Here is an 18,297-nt window from a genome sequence, read left to right as displayed (position 1 = left end):
CCATAAGCAGAGGCCACCTCGATGGCACGACGGAGCCGAGCGCTAGCGAGGCGCAGTCGTGACACCGAAGCCCCTCGCCCTGTTCGTGAAGCGGGACGGCCAGCCGAAGCGCTCGGCCATCACCTGTCAGTACAAATGCGGCAACGCCTGCTTCCACGAGGTTCCGAACACTTCCGAGAACGAATACTTCGGCGATATGGTGCGCGCGGCGCTGACGCGGCGCGGCATGTTGAAGGGCAGTGCGGGGGTCGTGGTCGCGGTCGGCGCGGCCGGTGTGCTCGCGGCCTGCGGAGACGACAAGGTCGAATTGGCGGCGGGCGGCTCGCTGGTCGACGGTGTGCCGGTCGGCACGAACTTCGCACCCGTCGCGGCGAATTCCGATGACGCACTGGTCATTCCGGAAGGCTACGAGCACAATGTCGTGATCCGCTGGGGCGACCCGCTGTTCGCCGACGCGCCGAAGTTCGATGCGAATGCCCAGTCCGCCGCCGCGCAGGCCAAACAGTTCGGCTTCAACAACGACTTCGCTGCGCTACTGCCCATCGAAGGGCAGGCGAATACCTACCTGCTGGTGGTGAATCACGAGTACACCACCGAACCACAGATGTTCAAGGGCTACAACAAGGAAGAGCCCGCACTCGAGCACTACCAGACCGCCATTGCCGCGCACGGTCTTTCGGTTGTCCAGGTAAAGGGCGAGTCCGGAATCGGCAAGCTGACGCCGGAATTCGGCAAATACAACCGTCGCATTACCGGCACCACCGAATTCACGGTCACCGGACCCGCCGCGGGCAGCGCCTTTTTGAAGACGAGCGCGGACCCGTCCGGCGCCAAGGTGCTCGGCACCCTCAACAACTGCTCCGGCGGCCTGACCCCTTGGGGCACAGTCCTTTCCGGTGAAGAGAACATCAACCAGTATTTCGCCAACGGCGATAAGGTCACCGACGAGGCCGCCAAGGCCAGGCTCAAGCGCTACGGCTTCCCGAACGGCGCCTCCGAGCGCAAATGGGAGCGGCACGAATCGCGCTTCGATCTGGCGAAGGAACCCAACGAGGCGAACCGATTCGGCTGGGTCATCGAGGTGAATCCGTGGGATGCCGCGGCCGCGCCGATCAAGCACACCGCGCTCGGCCGGTTCAAGCACGAGGCCGCGACCATTCATGTCGCCAAGGACGGCACCGTGGTCGCGTATATGGGCGATGACGAGCGCTTCGATTACATGTACAAGTTCGTCTCGTCGCGAAAGGTGCAGTCCGGCAACGGCCAAGCCAGCATGCGGCACAACCTGACGATTCTGGACGCGGGCACGCTGTACGTCGCCAAATTCACCGGCGATCACCCGGACAAGATCGACGGCAATGGCACGGTGCCCTCGGATAAGGGCTTCACCGGTACCGGCCGGTGGATTCCGCTACTGGTCACCGGCGAGGACGGCAAGGCCACCTCGAAGGTGGACGGCTTCACCGCCGAAGAGGTTTCGGTATTCACCCGGTTGGCCGCCGATAAGGTCGGCGCGACCAAGATGGACCGTCCCGAGGATTTCGAGGCGAATCCCAAGTCCGGCAAGGTCTATGTCGCGCTGACCTACAACGAGCAGCGGGGCGCGCAGGGCAAGCCCGCCATCGACGAGGCGAATCCGCGCAACATCAATAAATTCGGGCAGGTGCTCGAACTCGACGACGATCACGCGGGCACCACGTTCACCTGGAATATCCTGATGCTGTGCGGTGATCCGAAGACCACCGACACCTACTTCGCCGGTTTCGACAAGGCCAAGGTCAGCCCGATCGCGGCACCGGACAATCTCGCCTTCGACGATTACGGCAATCTGTGGATCTCCACCGATGCCTCACGCGCCAACGGCGCCAACGACGGCCTCTTCTCGGTGGTGCTCGACGGGCCGAATCGCGGAGAGACCAAACAATTCCTGACCGTCCCGTTCGGCGCGGAGACCTGCGGTCCGACGGTGTCGGAGCAGCGGGTGACCGTATGCGTCCAGCATCCGGGCGAGCGTGATGACGCGACCGCGGAAAAGCCCGCCTCGCATTGGCCCGATGGTGGCGATAGTCTGCCCAGGCCCGCCGTTGTCTCGGTGTGGAAGAAGGGCGGCGGGCGAATCGGCGCTTAGTCGATTTCCCGCGCAACACACGAAACCGCTACTCGAACCTGCAGGGAGTAGCGGTTTCGTGCTGTTCAGCCCATATTGGCGTAGCGCGCGAAATCGCCTTGGGCGCCGCTGTATACGTTGACATCGGTACCGCCCGCGATACCGGGAATGCGGCCGCTGTCGGTGGTCTGCCAGAACGTCCACGCTGCCCAGCCACCCGGGACTTCGGGTTGTTCGTTGCCCCGGTAGTCGGCGATCCAGAGCGGATACCTGGTGAATTCATTGGTATTCGCCATGGCCGACTTCCAGAAATTCGGATAGGTGTAGACGATCGGCACCCGTCCGGTCAGGGCCTGCACGGTATTGAGATACCGATGCGTCCAGTCGATCAGTGCGGCCGGACCGAGTCCGCCCGTATTCTCCAGATCGAGCACCGGCGGCAGATCCAGCGGCCCGTTCTGTCCGAGCACGACCGTCGCGTACAGCGCCGCCTGCGGCTCCGGCGGCAGATTCGGTCGCGCGTAGTGATACGTCCCGCGCGCGACCCCCGCCGCCCGCATCAGCAAGCTGTCCGGCACGAAATACGGGTTGACGTAGTTCACGCCCTCCGTCGCCTTCAGCATGGCGAAAGCGTGCCCCGCGCTACGCACCGCGAACCAGTCGATGAACCGGCCGTCGACATGCTGCCACGACGACACATCGGGCCCGCTCGGTTCGGCCACCGCCGTGCCCGCCGAAGTAGCCATCAGGATGCTGCCCACTGTGATCGCGGACAGCGCCACAGCGCGGGTGGATCTCCAACGAGTACTATCCATGCTGTTCGACGATAGCGACCATCACTTGATGTGACCAGAGTTACATCTGAGGTATTTGCGCAGCATTCACTCGCCCCCGTTGGGGCCGCTTGCATCAACAGCCGCCACCATTGCCGCGACCGGCCCGGATGCGTCAGCCGAGCCAGTCCAGGACCGAGGCCGCGGTCCAGGACTGCTGCATGCTGCCGAGGGGTTCGCCGGTGAAGGGTTCGTAGTATTCGGCGAAGCTGCCGTCGCTGGCTTGGCGCAGACCCTCGGCGCGGAGCATGAAGGAGCGTTCGGCCCAGCCGCGGCGGGCGAAGACCCAGGAGAACAACCAGCTCATTACCGGCCAGACCGGGCCACGCCAGTATTCGCGGGAGCGGAAGTCCTTGGAGACCGGCGAGGTGGACGGCGGCAAGGCGTAGCGCAGGTCCGGATGGCCGCAGAAGCGCGGGCCCTCGAACAGGCGCAGCAGACTGCGTTCAGTGTCCCGGGGCAGGCCGCCGCACAGCAGCGGGGCGAACATCGAGAGGGTTTCGGTGTTGATCCAGCGCTTGAGTCGCACATCGAAATCCCGGGCCGCGCCGGTGCGTGCGTCGGTAGTCGCGACCACACCCGCGCGGAAACGCTCCGCCCACGAATACAGTTCGCGGACATCGGCATGGGGCTGCTTGTACTCCTCGCCGATATTGGCGAGAACCTCACACGCCAGCGCGAAGATCGCGGTGACGAAGACATCCTCCACCGCGAAGCTCATCGTCGAGGCGAGCTGGTAGTCGTCGTATCCGGCGCGGCGCATCTGCTCGACCAGCCACAGATAGCGGTCGTATTCGCGATCGCTGGGCCGCTGCGATGTGTCCGAGACCACCAGCAGATCCTCACGCTGATACGGCGGCAGATCGCCGGGCGTCACATTCGCATAGGCCCGATCCCAGCGCGGCGAATTGTCCATCCCGGATTCCCAGCCGTGATACAGCGTGATCCGGCCGCTCTCCTTGGGGTCGCGGGCATGGGCCAGCCAGCGATGCCAGCGCACCAGATCCGGCCAGCGCCGATTCAGGAATTCCTCGGCCACCGCCCTGGTGCTGCGGCCGTGGCGGCGGGAATGGTCGAGGATGCGCTGCACTGCGATGGCGTGCACCGGCGGCTGGGTGATGCCGGAGGTGTCCGGACCGTCCGGGGCGTTGGCGGCCAGCTTCTTGCACTCCCAGCGGGCCGGGCCGGGGAAGTAGCCGTCCACACCATTGGCGAAGACGATGTGCGGGATCATCCCGTTCTTCCACTGCGCCGAAAGCAGGGTGTCCAGTTCGATGACCGCGCGCTCGACACTCAGCGGGGCGAGGCCGACCGCGACGAAGGCGGCATCCCAGCTCCACATGTGCGGATACAACCGGGGCGCGGCACTGGTCATGGTGCCCAGATCATTGCCCCGTAGCAGATAGGCGGCGCGGGCCGCGAGCTGTGTTGGGGTGAAACCCGGGTGTGCCATCCCCCTATTTTGCGATGACACCCGCAAGTACGCCCGCTCAGTGACTCGTATCTCGTTCTGGTGCGCCCTGGTGGCCAGCTGTTGTGCGCCGGATCTCACTCTGCATGCCCCGTCCGTGAATTCCACTTATTCGCTTTATGCATCCATCGCCGCGCGTGCGGGTAGTGCTACCGCCCGCTTCGGTGACCGATACGGTGACTCCATGACCGCCGCCGTGACCAGCACACCGAAGCCGACCGCGCTGATCACCGGCGCCAGCCGCGGGCTCGGCGCCGCGATCGCTCGCGAACTCGCACCGACCCACGATCTGTTGCTCGGCGCCCGCTCGGCCGAGGCGCTGCGCGCGATATTAGGCGAACTGCCCGGCGCCACCGGATGGCCGGTCGAGTTGACCGACTATTCCGCAGTGGCGGAAGCTGTTTCGCCGATTCAACGCCTGGATGTGTTGGTACACAACGCCGGTATCGCCGACCTGGGTTCGATCGCCGAATCCTCGGTGCAGCAGTGGCGAAATACCCTGGAAGCCAACGTAATTGCCATCGCCGAATTGACTCGGCTACTGCTGCCCGCATTGCGCGCGGCCAACGGTCATGTGGTGCTGATCAATTCGGGTGCCGGATTGCGGGCGAATGCGGGGTGGGCGTCCTACGCGGCGAGCAAGTTCGGTCTGCGCGCGTTCGGTGACGCGCTGCGGTTGGAGGAGCCGACGCTGCGGGTGACCTCGATCCATCCCGGCCGCATCGATACCGATATGCAGCGGGAGATCATCGCGGGTGAGGGTCGCGAGTATCGCGCGGAGGAATTTCTGAGCCCGGAGACGGTTGCGGGGACCGTGCGTGCCGCGATCGACACACCGCGCGACGGCCATCCGACCGAGATCGTGCTGCGCCCCTACTGATTCGGCTCACTGTGATTTCGTCCGAATGTGCGGCCGCGATGGTGTCGTTTTCTTGACATGTTGTTCCGAGGTTCAGCTCGGAGACAGTTTCGCTCGGTAGCCTCGCGTCTGTTACCTGCGCGTTTGCGTCGACGGGGCGGCGGTGCGCTGATAGAGCGAAGCTAGAGGGTTCGGATCGTGGATAGACGTCGGTTGCTGACAATGCTTGCAACAGGCACCGCGCTGGCATTGACCGGCTGTGTGCGGGCCGAGGGGGAGCCGTTCAACAGTGGTTCGGCGGGTAGCGGGCCGATACTGCCCGCGCCGCTGCTGCCCCCGCCGCCGATCGGACCGAAGACGCCGATTCCGGCGCAGACCATCACCGCACTGCCGGGCGGTGGCACCAATATGGCGCTAACGATCGATGACGGTGCGAGTCCGGAAGTCGTCGGGGCCTACATCAAATTCGCCAGGGATACCGGCGCGCGGTTCACCTTCTTCGTGACCGCCTACTACGACTCGTGGGCGATCCACCGAGATGCTTTGCGGCCCCTGGTCGATTCCGGTCAGATCCAGCTCGGCAATCACACCTGGGACCACGCCGATCTGACCAAGCTGTCCGCGTCGGGCATCTCCTCGCAGTTTGCGCGGGCGAAGTCCTTCCTATGGAACAACTTCGGTGTGGACGGCACGCCCTACTACCGCCCGCCGTTCGGTCGCCACAACGGCACGGTCGATCGGGTCGCCGCGGATCTCGGCTACACCGTGCCGACCATGTGGTACGGCTCGCTGTCGGATTCCGGCGTGATCACCGAGGATTACTTGTTGGAGTGCGCGCGTAAGTACTTCAAACCGCAGACGATCATTATTGGGCACGCGAACGCGCCCGCGGTTACGCATGTCTACGGGCAGCTCGTGGACATCATCAAGGAGCGCAATCTGTCCATGGTTACCCTCAACGACGTTTTGCTGCCCCCGCGCTGACCTGGGTTGGGCTGCGCATATCTTGCCCGCCGCACACGAAGTGACCGGCAAATCCGTGTGCGGCACGCAAGTCCGCGGGCGGGGCGGATGGCGCCTACGCGACGATATTGATGAGCCGTCCCGGCACCACGATCAGCTTGCGCGGCGCATTCCCGCCGAGCAGTGCCGCGATCTTCTCATCGGCCAGCGCGGTCGCCTCGATGGTCGCGTTATCGGCATCGGCGGGCACCTGAATTCGGCTGCGCACCTTGCCGTTCACCTGAATCGGGTACTCCACCGACTCCTCGACCAGCAGCGCCGGATCCGCCACCGGGAACGGGCCGTGGGCCAGGGATTCCTTGTGCCCCAGCCGTTCCCACAGTTCCTCGGCGATATGCGGTGCCATCGGCGCCAGCATCAGCACCACCGGCTCCACCACCTCGCGCGGCGCGCCCGCGGGGTAGCTCTTGGTCAGATGGTTGGTCAGCTCGATCAGCTTGGCACCGGCGGTGTTATCGCGCAGTGCGGCGTAATCTTCGTCCACACCCGCGATCGTCTTGTGCAGCAGGCGCCGCGTCTCCTCCGACGGCGCCGCGTCGGTGACCCGGATCGCGCCGGACTCCTCGTCGACGACCAGTCGCCACACCCGCTGCAGGAACCGGTGCGCACCGACGACATCCTTGGTCGCCCACGGCCGCGAGGTATCCAGCGGACCCATCGACATCTCGTAGAGGCGGAAGGTGTCGGCGCCGTAGGTATCGCACATCTCGTCCGGCGAGATGGCGTTCTTCAGCGACTTTCCGATCTTGCCGTACTCCTGGAACGCCTCGATCTCGATGCCGGTGGTCGGATCCGGGAAGTAGTGCTTGCCGTCGCGCTCGATGATCTCGGCGGCGGGCAGATACGCACCGCGCGCGTCGGTGTAGGCGTGCGCCTGGATGTAGCCCTGGTTGAACAGGCGGCGGTACGGCTCGTAACCGCTCACATCACCCAGATCGAACAGCACCTTCTGCCAGAACCGCGCGTACAGCAGGTGCAGCACCGCATGTTCGACACCGCCGACGTACAGATCGACGCCACCCGGATCGTTCGGGCCGTGCTCCGCGGAGCGTGGGCCCAGCCAATACTGCTCGTTTTCTTTGGCGCAGAACGCATCCGGGTTCGTCGGGTCCGCGTAGCGCAGCTGATACCAGGAGCTGCCCGCCCAGTTCGGCATGACATTGGTGTCGCGGCGGTACTGCTTGGGTCCGTCGCCCAGATCCAGTTCGACATTCACCCAGTCGGTGGCCTTGGCCAGCGGCGGCGACGGTTCGGAGTCGGCGTCGTTGGGATCGAAGGTGACCGGTGCGAAATCGTCCAGCTCCGGAAGTTCGACCGGCAGCATGGATTCCGGCAGTGCGTGCGGTGCGCCGTCCTCGTCGTACACGATCGGGAACGGCTCACCCCAGTAGCGCTGGCGGGCGAACAGCCAGTCGCGCAGCTTGTACTGGACGGTGCCCTTGCCGTGGCCGTCGGCCTCGAGCCGGGCGATGACGGTGGCCTTGGCCTCCTCGACGGCCAGGCCGTTCAGGTAATCGGAGTTCACCAGCGCGCCGTCACCGGAGTAGGCCGCGGCCGAAATATCCCCGCCGGAAATGACTTCCACGATCGGCAGGCCGAATACCGAGGCGAATTCCCAGTCGCGCTGATCGTGCCCGGGCACGGCCATGATCGCGCCGGTGCCGTAACCGGCCAGCACGTAGTCGGCGATGAAGATCGGCACCTGGGCGCCGTTCACCGGGTTCGTCGCATAGGAACCCAGGAAGACGCCGGACTTCTCCTTGTTCTCCTGCCGCTCCAGATCCGATTTGGCCGCGATCGCCTTGCGGTATCCGGCAACGGCTTCCCGAGGGTCACCGGCGTCCTCGAAGGTCCAGCGCGGATCGACACCAGCGGGCCAAGCCTCCGCGGTCAGCCTGTCGACCAGTTCGTGCTCGGGCGCCAGCACCACGTAGGTAGAACCGAACAGGGTGTCGGGCCGGGTGGTGAAGACCTCGATCTGCTGACCGTCGGCATCGAATTTCACCTGCGCGCCACGGGATCGCCCGATCCAGTTGCGCTGCATGGCCTTTACATTCTCCGGCCAGTCCAGGCGGTCCAGATCGTTGACCAGCCGGTCGGAGTAGGCGGTGATGCGCATCATCCACTGCCACAGCCGCTTCCGGAATACCGGGAAGTTGCCGCGCTCACTGCGGCCGTCGGCGGTGACCTCTTCATTGGACAGCACCGTGCCCAGACCGGGACACCAGTTGACCACCGAATCCGTTTGGTACACCAGGCGATACGAGTCCAGCACCTCGGCGCGTTCGGCGGCGGTCAGATCGTTCCAGGCGCGGCCGTCGGGGGTCGGCCGGGCACCCGAATCGAACTGTGCCTGCAGTTCCGCGATCGGGCGGGCGCGGTCCAGATCCTGGTCGTACCAAGCGTTGTAAATGCGCAGGAAGATCCACTGCGTCCACTTGTAGTACTCCGGATCGGTGGTCGCGAACGAGCGCCGACGGTCGTGCCCCAGGCCGAGCCGGTCCAGCTGACGCTGCATGGTGGCGATATTCGACTCGGTGGTCTGGCGCGGATGCGCACCGGTCTGCACCGCGTACTGCTCGGCGGGCAGACCGAATGCGTCATAGCCCAGCGCATGCAGCACATTGCGGCCGTGCATCCGGTGATAGCGCGCGAAGACATCGGTGGCGATGTAGCCGAGCGGATGCCCGACATGCAGTCCCGCGCCGGACGGGTACGGGAACATGTCCTGGACGAACAGCTTGTCCGTCGGCGTCGCACCCGCGAGCGGGCCTACCGGGTTCGGCGCGTGGAAGGTCCCGCGCTCATCCCAGGTCCGCTGCCACCGGCGCTCGATGCGGCCGGCGAGGCCGGCGCTGTACCTGTGCTCCGGTACATCGCTTTCGGTTGCACGAGTGTCCGCCACGGTCCTGCCTTCTTGTTCTCGCCGATCCCCGTCATAGATGTGTCTATCAGGGTAGAACGTCCGGGCTTATACACCGAAAATCGGGCCGGGCTGGATCCGGCGTGGCGGCGGTGCGCTAGCCTCTTCAGGTGTTCGTCGTCGCTCTCACCCTGTTCGTGCTGGCCATGGTCGCCATCGCAACCGGCGTGCTCGGACTGACCGGCCGGCTGCCACGCAACCGCTTCGTCGGGGTGCACACCGAGGCGGCACTGCACGACGAGGAGACCTTCCGCATCGCCAACCGCGTCGCCGCCCCAACCTCCGTGGCCGCGGGCGCGCTGCTCTTCGCGGGCGGCCTCGTCGCCCTGGCCGCAGGCGGTTTCCCGGCGCTGATCGTTGCGGTGATCACAGCCACGGTGGCGCTGTTCACCCTCGGTGCGGGCGCGAATGCCGCAGCTCGTGCGGCCGAGGAGCTTGTTCCCGCCCAAGAGATCGGTGGCTGCGGTTCCTCCTGCGGCGCGTGCTCGTTGCGCGACGCCTGCGCCCCCACCAACTGAACCCGGGGTCGGCGCCAGTACAGGTCTGATCGCGACGTCGTGCGGACGGCTATTCGCTCCATTTCCGCAGGTGCTCAGCGATCTCGGGCACGTCCATGTCCCCAACGGCGACGGCAATCATGATCGGTTCCTGTTCGTCGGGGAGCACCGGCAGCACTACGCCGTTACGTTCGAGCATGAGCGCCGCCGCAAGGAACGCAGTGCGTTTGTTGCCGTCGATCAGGGCACGATTGCGAGCAAGCGAATGAAGTAGCGCGGCAGCCTTTTCGAACAACTCCGGATATGGATCCGTGCCGAACACCCTGGCGGACGGACGCGCGGCGGCGGAGGCGAGTAATCCGTAATCCCGGACCGCGTCGGTACCGCGGTTCACAGCCCGGGCGATCAGGAGAAGTTCGTGGACCGTCAGGTATCGGGTCACGCGAGCCGTTCCAGCAATTCAGCGTGCCGTTCCATGGTGCGTGCCAGCATCGCCTCGAATACTTCCCGGTTCGCGGTGAGATGCAGATGGATCGCTTCCTTCGCGATCTCTTGTTTGGAGCGGCCGGTGCGCGCGGCTTCCTCGGACAGCATCCGGTCGTCGTCATCATCGAGTCGCAAGGTCATCGCCATAATCCGCATGATACCTGCCAGATACCATGCTGGGCAGGCATGGCAGTGCTGGGGCGGGGCCGGCGAGATAACCATCGGACGGATTCGATTTCTCCGCAGCGGTCCGCTGCGCGCGGGTTGCGCTACTGTTCGGCGCACTCCGGCGGATCGACGTGACGCGATAGCGGGCTACCAGCCGGGTTCAGGTACAGCACGAACAGCGTCACCGGTGTCGTCCCGAGATTGCGCGCCACATGGGGATAGGACGGGCCACTGGGTTCCCGGAAGATTCGGCCGCGCCGGTAGGTGACCGGGGCACAGTCCGCGCCCGGATGGTCGAGGGTGCCGTGGGCGACCAGTACCAGCAGCGTCCCATCGTGATAGTGCCAACCACTGGTCCCACCCGGTTCGATGACAGTCTGGCGACCGATGACCGCACGCCGCCCCAGCGTGAAACGGAACAGCACCCGACTCGCCGTCCCGCGCGCCGGCGCCGCATTCACCTGGAACTCCCGCCACCGCATCATCACCCCATCGAACCACCGGGTGAACACAAGAAGTTCGTGAACCGGCAGGTATCGGATCATCCGAGCCGATCCAGCAATTCGGCGTGCCGTTCGATGGTGCGCGCCGGCATCGCATCGAAACCTTCCTGTTTCGCGGGTGGATGCGCCGCTTCCTTCGCGATCCCTTGCTCGGATCGCGCGGCTTCCTAGTTCAGCTTGCGGTCGTCGCCGTCATCGAGTCGCAAGGTCATCGCCATAATCTGCATGATGCCCGTTGGAGGCGGCGGCGCGGTGGAAACCACACTGGTTCCGCGAACGCCGCCGCTCCAACACCACCTACCGCAGTGATTCCAGCGCCTTCAGCACCGCGTTGTCGGCCTCGGTGTCCCCGACAGCTATGCGCGCGCTGCCGTCGGGGTACACCTTGGCCGCGATGCCGGCCCGGCGCAGCGCCGTTGCTACGCCGGGGCCCGGCAGGTACAGGAAGTTGGCGTAGCTGCGCGGCACGGCGATGTGTCGGTGCAGCAACGCACTGCGCAGGGTCTCGCGTGCGGTGGTGATGCGCAGGATGCGCGCGGCCAATTCGGGTTCGGCGGCGTAGGACGCGGCGACCGCGGCCACCGCCGCCGAACTCACCCCGAACGGCAGCTGCAGCCTGCGGACGCGGCTGATCAACTCGCTGCTGCCGAAGGTGTAGCCGATGCGCAGACCGGCCAGTCCGTATGCCTTCGAAAAGGTGCGCAGGACAAGCAGATTCGGATGCCGATTGAGCAGTTCGAGGGTATCGACCCGATCGGCGGGACCGAGGAATTCGGCATACGCCTCGTCCAGGATGACCGGCACCCGGCGCGGCACCGAGCACAAGAACGCCTCGAGTTCGGCGGCCGAGATCACGGTGCCGGTCGGATTGTGCGGACGGCAGACAACCACCAAACCGGTCCGCTTGTCGATGGCCTTAGCCATCGCCCAGAGATCCTGATTGCCCGCGCCATCCAGTGGCACCGGAACGACCTCGAGATCGGCCATCTCCGCCATGATCGGATAGCCGTCGAAAGTCGGTGCCCCGTAGACGATTCCGTCACCCGGCTTGGTCAATGCCTGGATGATCTGCATGGCCACCCCGGTCGCGCCGGAACCGACGACCACCTGATCCGAATGCACCCCGACGCGCCCCGCGATCAACCTCGGCAGCCGACGCGGCAGGAACTCGGGATAGCGATTGGCCTGCGCCAGTACGCTGTTCACCGCGATGAGCACCGAAGGCAGTGGGGGGAAGGGATTTTCGCTCAGGCTGAGATCGAACCGAGCCTGCGTCCGCTGACTTCGGTGCTGTTGCGAGGGCCGAGATTCATCGGCCACCCGCACGCTCATCCGGCCGCACCCCAGCGCACCGCCGCGGCGCCTGCGAAATCACCGGCGTGCGCGAATGCCGACAACAGCACCACCGAGCCGTTGCGCAGCCGACCCGCTCGATTCTCGGTATCGAGGGTGACCGGAATGCCTGCGGCGAACAGGTTTCCGCACTGGTCGAAGGTGTCCGGATGCCGCTCCGGCGGCAGTTCCAGCGCATCGTGCCAGTTGCGCAGGAACAGCCGGTTCGGCTGATTGGTGACGAAGGTGTCGATATCGCGGCCCTTCACCCCGATCCGATCGCACACCGCCAATGCCACTTCCGGCACCAGCCGATTGCCGCGTGCGAACACCTTGGTGATCTTCGATTCGGTGAAACTGACGCAGCCCTGCCCCTCGCCCGGCTCCCAGTACTTGCGCTGGCCGTTGGTCGAGAACTCCATGTCCCCGGCGAATTCGGGATAGGTGCGGCATTCGATATCCAGGATCGGCGCGGAATCGTCCTTGACGAGCAGTCCGACACCGCAGGCGTCGCCGGGCACCGGCGCCTGGGCGAGCTTGCGGATCTCGGTCTGGGTGAACACCGGGCCCGCGCAGTTCTGGGTCGCCGCGATGAGCGCGGAGCGGGCGTCGGTTGTCTGCAGGATCATCCTTGCCATGGCCATCATGTGCACGAAGGCCGCGCAGCCGCCGTTGTGCACGTCGTAGACGAAGCGGGGCTTCATCCCGAGGCGGCGGGCCGCCTCGGGTCCGCAGCCCATCACCGGATTGTCCGGCAGCTGGGTGTGCGTGATCAGCACATCGATATCCGAGATCGCCTGTGCACCATGGCGTTCGATCAGCGGTGCGACGGCATGCTCGACCATATCCACCGCGGTCTCGTCCCTGCCCACATGGTGGCGCGCCTTGGGCGAGCGGAACATGACGTTCTTGGCCATCCGATCGGATCGGCTGTACTGCGTGAAGTATTCGGTGCCGACCGGCTCACCCGGCAGATAGCTCGATACATCGACAAGGCTGACGGCCGGCAGTCCAGGGCCGTTCGGATCAGAGGAGTTCATGGCGCTGCCTCACTTCATCCAGTCGGGCTTGATCGGAAGACCGTTTGCCGCACGGTATTCGCAGATCGCCTTGAGGTTGTCCATCTCGAGCTGGTGCCCGGCGGAGAACATCTCCCAGAAGTCGCCCACCCATACCGGCCGCTTCTCGGGAGCCGTTTCGGGATAGGGGTTTTCGTCGTAGAACGGGTGACGGCAGTTCACCCACAGCACCACCGAACCCGGCTTGTTGAACACCACCTGGGCATCGATCACCCGCAGCAGGTAGATCATCCAAAGGTGCTGACTCTGATCCCAGGCGCAGTGGTAGTCGACGGTCATGCCCTCGCGGTGCGCCACGGTGCGGGTGAAGATCTTGGTCGCCGGTCCGAGCCGGTCCCAGGCCAGCCACAGACCCGGTTCCTCGGTCTCGACGAAGCCGCGCAGGCTATAGGTCCACTCCTCCAGGCTGCGGGTATCGGCCAGGTATTCCCACACCTCATCCGGCGGCGCGGCGATATACGCCTGCACCGGACAATATTCGCCGAAGATCTGGTCGTGCGGATACACCGACCGCAGCATGTCCATGATGATCGGAGTGGTTGCGTCCTTATCTGAGTTCTCGATCCGCAGCACGCCGGGGACTACGTCTTCCGGGATATCGCTGAGGGCGGGGAGGGCGCTTGTTGTCACGGCTTCTTCTCCAATGTCGCGAGAAACGGGATGAAGGGTGGAACTTCGTCGGGGTCGACGTCGATCGAGATGAACGCCGGCCCTTCGGATTCGACGCATCGCCCCAGTGCGATGGCCAGCTCTGCGGTAGTACGGACGGAGTACGCGCGAAGTTCAGGGAACATGGCGTCGATGCCCGCTCCCAGTTGTGTGGGCCGAAATCGGTTGAAGCTGTAGCGATCTTGGTAATAGAGCTGTTCGCGAGTGACGCACATCGCGTGCGCGTTGTTGTTCAGCACGATGAAGACGACCGGCAGTTGGTGTTCGATCGCGGTGTGCAATTCCATGCCGTGCATGTAGAACGCGCCGTCACCTGCGACGACGATGGTGCTTCTGGTTCCGGTCGGTCCGCGATGGCGTGCGAATGCCGAACCTATCGCGGCGCCGAACGCATAGCCCATCCCGCCCATGCCGAGCGCGACCACGAATCGGCCGCCGCGCGGCACCCTCAAATGGTGCACCACCGCGGCCCCGGTATTGCCCGCATCCGCGAAAACGTCCGTGCCCTCGGGCAATAACGCCTCGATCGTCTCGACCAATTCGCGGTAGCGCACACCGGGTCCGGTCGACTCGGGCACTCGCAACGGCGTCAGAGCATGCGGTGGATACGGATGACTCTCTTCGATGCCGTCGGTGAATTCGTCCGCGAGTTCGGCCAGATCCCGCGCGAGATCCGTGCTGGTGGCGTGGATCGCGGACAGATACGGCGCGGCGACACCGATATGTGCGACGGTGCGGTCGGCCAACAGCTCGTCCAACCCGGTGCGGGCGGTGATCGGCATCGGTGTGCCGACGATCAGGCACAGGGCCGCCGAGCGCAATGCCGCCGACAACTCCGGATGTCCCATACTCCCGGCGACACCGCAGAACGCCGGGTCGGCATTGTCATAGGTGTCCTTCGCATCGGGGGCGACTCCCACCGACGCATCCAGTGTGCGTGCCAGCCGAGCGAGTTCGGCGCGGGCGTCGTCGCGCGCGATTTGGTCGCCCACGATGATCACGATCTTGCCGATCTTGCGTGCCGCGGTCAGCGCGGCGCGCACCCGAGCCAGGCCGCTTTCGTCGCGCCGATGCGTCGGCGATGTCGGCTGGAACGGCGGGGTATCCCCGATATCGCTCTGCTGTACGTCCTTGGGCAGCAATAGGACCGAGGGTCCGCCGCGCCGGGCGGCGGCGACCGCCCTGGACAACTTGTCGGGCAGGTCGGCGGCGGTCTCCACCCGTGCGCAGTACTGGGTGATCTCGCCGAACATCCGGGCCGCGTCGATGGTGCCCGCGAGCCCGCTGGAGTCCTGGAACGCGCCGTTGCCCTCCAGGGCGGTCGGCGGCTGTCCGACCAGCGCCAATACCGGCACCCGGGACGCGAACGATTCGGCAAGTCCGGCAACGAGATTCATTGCGCCGCCGCCGGAGGTGGCGGCGACGACGCCGAGTCCGCCGGTCGAGCGGGCATAGCCGTCGGCCATGGTCGCGGCCGAAAACTCGTGCTTGGCAACGATTCCCGCGACGTCGTAGGGCGCATCGAATAGGGCGTCGTACAGATCTTCGATATTCGCGCCGTCGACACCGAAGATGTGGCGGACCCCCAGGGTTGAAACCGCTCGAACCAGATAATCTACGACCCTGCTCGGCATCGGCCCTCCTCTCGCAGTTACCTGCCGTGCCGCCGAAGGCGAGCACAGGCGCGGTCACGCATCGCGTACACGTGAACTACGAGTTGGACTGCTGAGCGGTTCAATCCCTCGTGCAAGATGTACTCCGCGCATGAGGTGGTCGGGAGATTCTTGTGACCCGTCACCGCTTGCGTGTACGTATACATCTACGTATAGTGAGTTCATGCCCAACAAAACGATCTACGTTGCCGACGACGACCTGCCACTGTTCCAGCGGGCGCAGGAGCTCGTCGGCGGCAACCTTTCGGGGGCGGTGACCACCGCACTGCGGCGGTTCATCGAGCTGGAAGAGGGCAGGCTGGAGGGCTACGACGAGGTAGTGCTGCGGGTCGGCCACAATGGCGTGCGTCAGGTCCGCTTCTCCGGCGCCCTGCTCGGCGAGCATCGTGACGTGAACGAAGAGCGCATGGAACACGTCCGGGTGTATCGCAGTCGGAAGGGCAAATTCGTCATGCATGCCCAGTACTCGAACTGGGACGAATACCCGCAGAGCACGAACTGGGTCAAGGATCTGACGAACTGGCGTCGCATGCTCGGCGTCGGTGATCAGGACTGGGGCGACTTCATTTTCGAGATCGTCGATTCGCTCGGCGAATTGAAGGGAAAGATTCCGGACAAGCTCTACGAGCGAGTGGCCCAGATCGCCGACCGTCCGCCGGTCGAGGAGCTCGACATCTAGGGGGATGGCAGTCGGCGGAGCCGACGGGGTGGGTAAGAACAGTCGAACTCGATAGCAACCGAATACCACCTCGCATAACGCCGCACCGGACTCCGGGCGCGGTGCGGCCGAATCATGCTGTCATTCGCATTGATTTATGAAAATTCCTCGAAAGGAAGACCATGTCCAACGGTCATCGCGCCCCTGCCATTTCGGCGCTGGGCCTGTGTAAATCGTTCGGTGAGCACGTGGTGCTCGACGGCATCGACATCACGGTTCAGGCAGGCACGATCTACTCCCTCCTCGGCCCGAACGGCGCGGGCAAGACCACCACCGTGCAGATCCTCACCACCCTGCTGCGCCCCGATGCGGGTGAAATCCGCGTCGACGGCCACGATCTGGCCACCGAACCCGATGCCGTGCGCACCGCGATCGGCGTCACCGGCCAGTTCTCGGCGGTCGACGAATTGCTGACCGGCCGCGAAAACCTGGTCCTGATGGGTGATCTGCACCATTTGCCGCGCCGCGAGAGCAAGCGCCTCGCCGCTGAGCTGCTGGAGCGTTTCGACCTGGTCGAGGCCGGTGACAAGACCGCGGCCACCTACTCCGGCGGCATGGTGCGACGGCTGGATCTGGCCATGACGCTGGTCGGCGATCCGCGCATCATCTTCCTGGACGAGCCGACCACCGGCCTGGATCCGCGCAGCAGGCGAGCGATCTGGGAAATGATCCGCACACTGGTCGACGACTACAGCGTGACCGTCTTCCTCACCACGCAGTATCTGGAGGAGGCCGATCAACTGGCCGACCGGATCGCGGTGCTCGACCACGGCCGGATCGTCGCCGAGGGCACGGCCGCCGAATTGAAGCGGCGGATACCCGGCGGACATATCCGCCTGGAATTCGCCGACCAGCTCGGATTAGCCGCCGCGGCAACGGCATTGGGGCCGGATGCGCACGTCGTCGATGACGCGGCCGAGGAGGAATTCACCCTCGCGGTCCCCAGCGACGGCGGCGTCAAATCGCTGCGCGCGGTGCTCGACCGGCTCGACTACGAGCAGATCGAGGTCGACGGCCTCTCCGTGCACACCCCCACCCTCGACGACGTATTCCTCATCCTCACCGGACATCCCACCGCCGAAAAGGAGACCGTGCGATGGATGAGCGAGCGCAGCGAGCGAATAATAGACACAGCCACGTTTCGTGGTCATGACGGAGCCGAGCGAAGCGAGGCGCAGTCATGAGCACGATGGCCTACGCACTCGCCGACTCGAAGACGATGTTGCGGCGCAGCATGCTTCATGCGAAGCGGTACCCGAGCATGACCTTCAGCATCATCCTCATGCCGATCATCCTGCTGCTCACCTTCAATTTTGTTTTCGGTGGCGCACTGGAGAAGTCGTCCGGCGGTAACTACATCGACTACTTGACTCCGGGCATGCTGTTGATGATCCCGGCGTACATGACCGCGGGTGTGGCGGTCTCGGTGTGCACCGATACCACCAAGGGCATCGTGAATCGCTTTCGCACCATGGCGATTTCGCAGTCTTCGATACTCGCCGGACATGTCGTCGGCGCATTGATTCAGGCTCTGCTCGGCATCGCCGCCATGGTCGGTGTCGCGTTGCTCGCCGGTTTCCGGCCGTCGGCGAATGTTGTCGAGTGGATCGCCGCATTCGGACTGCTCGGCATGCTCGTCTTCGCACTCACCTGGCTCGCGGTCGGCATGGGGCTGGTCGCGCAGACTCCGGAGAGCGCGAGCAATATGCCCTTCCCGCTGATCATGCTGCCGTTCCTCGGCAGCGGCTTGGTCGGCACCGACACCATGCCGGTCGGATTGCGTCAGTTCGCCGAGTACCAGCCGTTCACCCCGCTCACCGAAACCATCCGCGGTCTGCTCATGGGCACGGAGATCGGCAATAACGGCATCGTCTCCATCGCCTGGTGCGTCGGCCTCACGCTGGTCGGATACTTCTGGTCGACTTCGGTCTTCCGCAAGCAGGGCCAGCGCTGAAT

Annotated in this window: 17 protein-coding genes; 7 read left to right on the top strand and 10 right to left on the bottom strand. The window is 65.0% G+C overall.

From position 1 onward, the window contains the following. The first annotated feature begins 58 nt into the window (after positions 1–58). Entirely contained in the window at positions 59–2,128 is a 2,070-nt protein-coding gene (locus ACFYOW_RS11265) for a PhoX family protein (protein ID WP_387286791.1), read from the top strand. A 65-nt stretch (positions 2,129–2,193) separates the two neighbouring features. On the opposite strand, the gene ACFYOW_RS11260 is transcribed toward ACFYOW_RS11265, so the two are convergent. Both ACFYOW_RS11260 and ACFYOW_RS11255 read right to left on the bottom strand, forming a co-directional pair. Further along, on the bottom strand, positions 2,194–2,853 hold the full coding sequence (locus ACFYOW_RS11260; protein ID WP_387287483.1) for a glycoside hydrolase family 25 protein: 660 nt from the start codon (positions 2,851–2,853) through the stop codon (positions 2,194–2,196). A 202-nt stretch (positions 2,854–3,055) separates the two neighbouring features. Continuing rightward, positions 3,056–4,393 carry a glycogen debranching protein gene (locus tag ACFYOW_RS11255; RefSeq protein WP_357481901.1) on the bottom strand — a complete coding sequence of 446 codons (1,338 nt, stop codon included), beginning with the start codon at positions 4,391–4,393 and terminating at the stop codon, positions 3,056–3,058. Positions 4,394–4,595: 202 nt separating this feature from the next. Here ACFYOW_RS11255 and ACFYOW_RS11250 point away from each other — a divergent pair, with 202 nt between their 5' ends. Both ACFYOW_RS11250 and ACFYOW_RS11245 read left to right on the top strand, forming a co-directional pair. Beyond that, positions 4,596–5,291: an SDR family oxidoreductase gene (locus tag ACFYOW_RS11250; RefSeq protein ID WP_387286789.1), complete on the top strand. Its 696-nt coding sequence runs from the start codon at positions 4,596–4,598 to the stop codon at positions 5,289–5,291. Positions 5,292–5,468: 177 nt separating this feature from the next. After that, a complete protein-coding gene (locus tag ACFYOW_RS11245; protein ID WP_387286787.1) occupies positions 5,469–6,254 on the top strand; it encodes a polysaccharide deacetylase family protein in 786 nt (261 codons plus the stop codon). A gap of 94 nt (positions 6,255–6,348) precedes the next feature. On the opposite strand, the gene leuS is transcribed toward ACFYOW_RS11245, so the two are convergent. Next, positions 6,349–9,198, bottom strand: a complete 2,850-nt coding sequence (leuS, locus tag ACFYOW_RS11240; RefSeq protein ID WP_387286785.1) for a leucine--tRNA ligase — start codon at positions 9,196–9,198, stop codon at positions 6,349–6,351. A gap of 128 nt (positions 9,199–9,326) precedes the next feature. Here leuS and ACFYOW_RS11235 point away from each other — a divergent pair, with 128 nt between their 5' ends. After that, the gene (locus ACFYOW_RS11235; RefSeq protein ID WP_387286783.1) at positions 9,327–9,734 is read left to right on the top strand and encodes an SdpI family protein; all 408 of its coding nucleotides are present in this window, start codon (positions 9,327–9,329) and stop codon (positions 9,732–9,734) included. A gap of 49 nt (positions 9,735–9,783) precedes the next feature. On the opposite strand, the gene ACFYOW_RS11230 is transcribed toward ACFYOW_RS11235, so the two are convergent. The 7 genes from ACFYOW_RS11230 to ACFYOW_RS11200 all read right to left on the bottom strand — a co-directional run bounded on the left by ACFYOW_RS11230 (position 9,784) and on the right by ACFYOW_RS11200 (position 15,584). After that, a complete protein-coding gene (locus tag ACFYOW_RS11230; protein WP_387286781.1) occupies positions 9,784–10,155 on the bottom strand; it encodes a type II toxin-antitoxin system death-on-curing family toxin in 372 nt (123 codons plus the stop codon). Next, positions 10,152–10,346: a ribbon-helix-helix protein, CopG family gene (locus ACFYOW_RS11225; protein ID WP_387286779.1), complete on the bottom strand. Its 195-nt coding sequence runs from the start codon at positions 10,344–10,346 to the stop codon at positions 10,152–10,154. Before ACFYOW_RS11225 ends, ACFYOW_RS11230 begins: the two co-directional genes overlap by 4 nt. 122 nt (positions 10,347–10,468) lie before the next feature. Beyond that, a complete protein-coding gene (locus tag ACFYOW_RS11220; protein ID WP_387286777.1) occupies positions 10,469–10,912 on the bottom strand; it encodes a cupin domain-containing protein in 444 nt (147 codons plus the stop codon). Positions 10,913–11,167: 255 nt separating this feature from the next. Further along, on the bottom strand, positions 11,168–12,202 hold the full coding sequence (locus ACFYOW_RS11215) for an aminotransferase class I/II-fold pyridoxal phosphate-dependent enzyme (RefSeq protein ID WP_387286776.1): 1,035 nt from the start codon (positions 12,200–12,202) through the stop codon (positions 11,168–11,170). Further along, positions 12,199–13,242 carry a 3-oxoacyl-ACP synthase III family protein gene (locus ACFYOW_RS11210; protein WP_387286774.1) on the bottom strand — a complete coding sequence of 348 codons (1,044 nt, stop codon included), beginning with the start codon at positions 13,240–13,242 and terminating at the stop codon, positions 12,199–12,201. Before ACFYOW_RS11210 ends, ACFYOW_RS11215 begins: the two co-directional genes overlap by 4 nt. Before the next feature lie 9 nt (positions 13,243–13,251). Continuing rightward, a complete protein-coding gene (locus tag ACFYOW_RS11205; protein WP_063045751.1) occupies positions 13,252–13,911 on the bottom strand; it encodes an SRPBCC family protein in 660 nt (219 codons plus the stop codon). After that, complete coding sequence (locus ACFYOW_RS11200; RefSeq protein WP_387286773.1) at positions 13,908–15,584, bottom strand: thiamine pyrophosphate-binding protein; 1,677 nt, start codon at positions 15,582–15,584, stop codon at positions 13,908–13,910. Before ACFYOW_RS11200 ends, ACFYOW_RS11205 begins: the two co-directional genes overlap by 4 nt. Positions 15,585–15,786: 202 nt before the next feature. Here ACFYOW_RS11200 and ACFYOW_RS11195 point away from each other — a divergent pair, with 202 nt between their 5' ends. From ACFYOW_RS11195 to ACFYOW_RS11185, 3 genes are all read left to right on the top strand, one after another. Beyond that, on the top strand, positions 15,787–16,302 hold the full coding sequence (locus ACFYOW_RS11195) for an EXLDI protein (protein ID WP_040697293.1): 516 nt from the start codon (positions 15,787–15,789) through the stop codon (positions 16,300–16,302). A 161-nt stretch (positions 16,303–16,463) separates the two neighbouring features. Beyond that, entirely contained in the window at positions 16,464–17,525 is a 1,062-nt protein-coding gene (locus tag ACFYOW_RS11190) for an ATP-binding cassette domain-containing protein (RefSeq protein WP_387286770.1), read from the top strand. After that, positions 17,522–18,295, top strand: a complete 774-nt coding sequence (locus tag ACFYOW_RS11185) for an ABC transporter permease (RefSeq protein ID WP_387286769.1) — start codon at positions 17,522–17,524, stop codon at positions 18,293–18,295. The genes ACFYOW_RS11190 and ACFYOW_RS11185 overlap by 4 nt, the downstream gene beginning before the upstream one ends. Positions 18,296–18,297: the final 2 nt, after the last annotated feature.

It is taken from the genome of Nocardia sp. NPDC006982, assembly GCF_042869435.1.
Classification (GTDB): domain Bacteria; phylum Actinomycetota; class Actinomycetes; order Mycobacteriales; family Mycobacteriaceae; genus Nocardia.
Note: the sequence above shows the minus strand (reverse complement) of the source record. Positions and strands in the feature narration are given on the sequence as shown.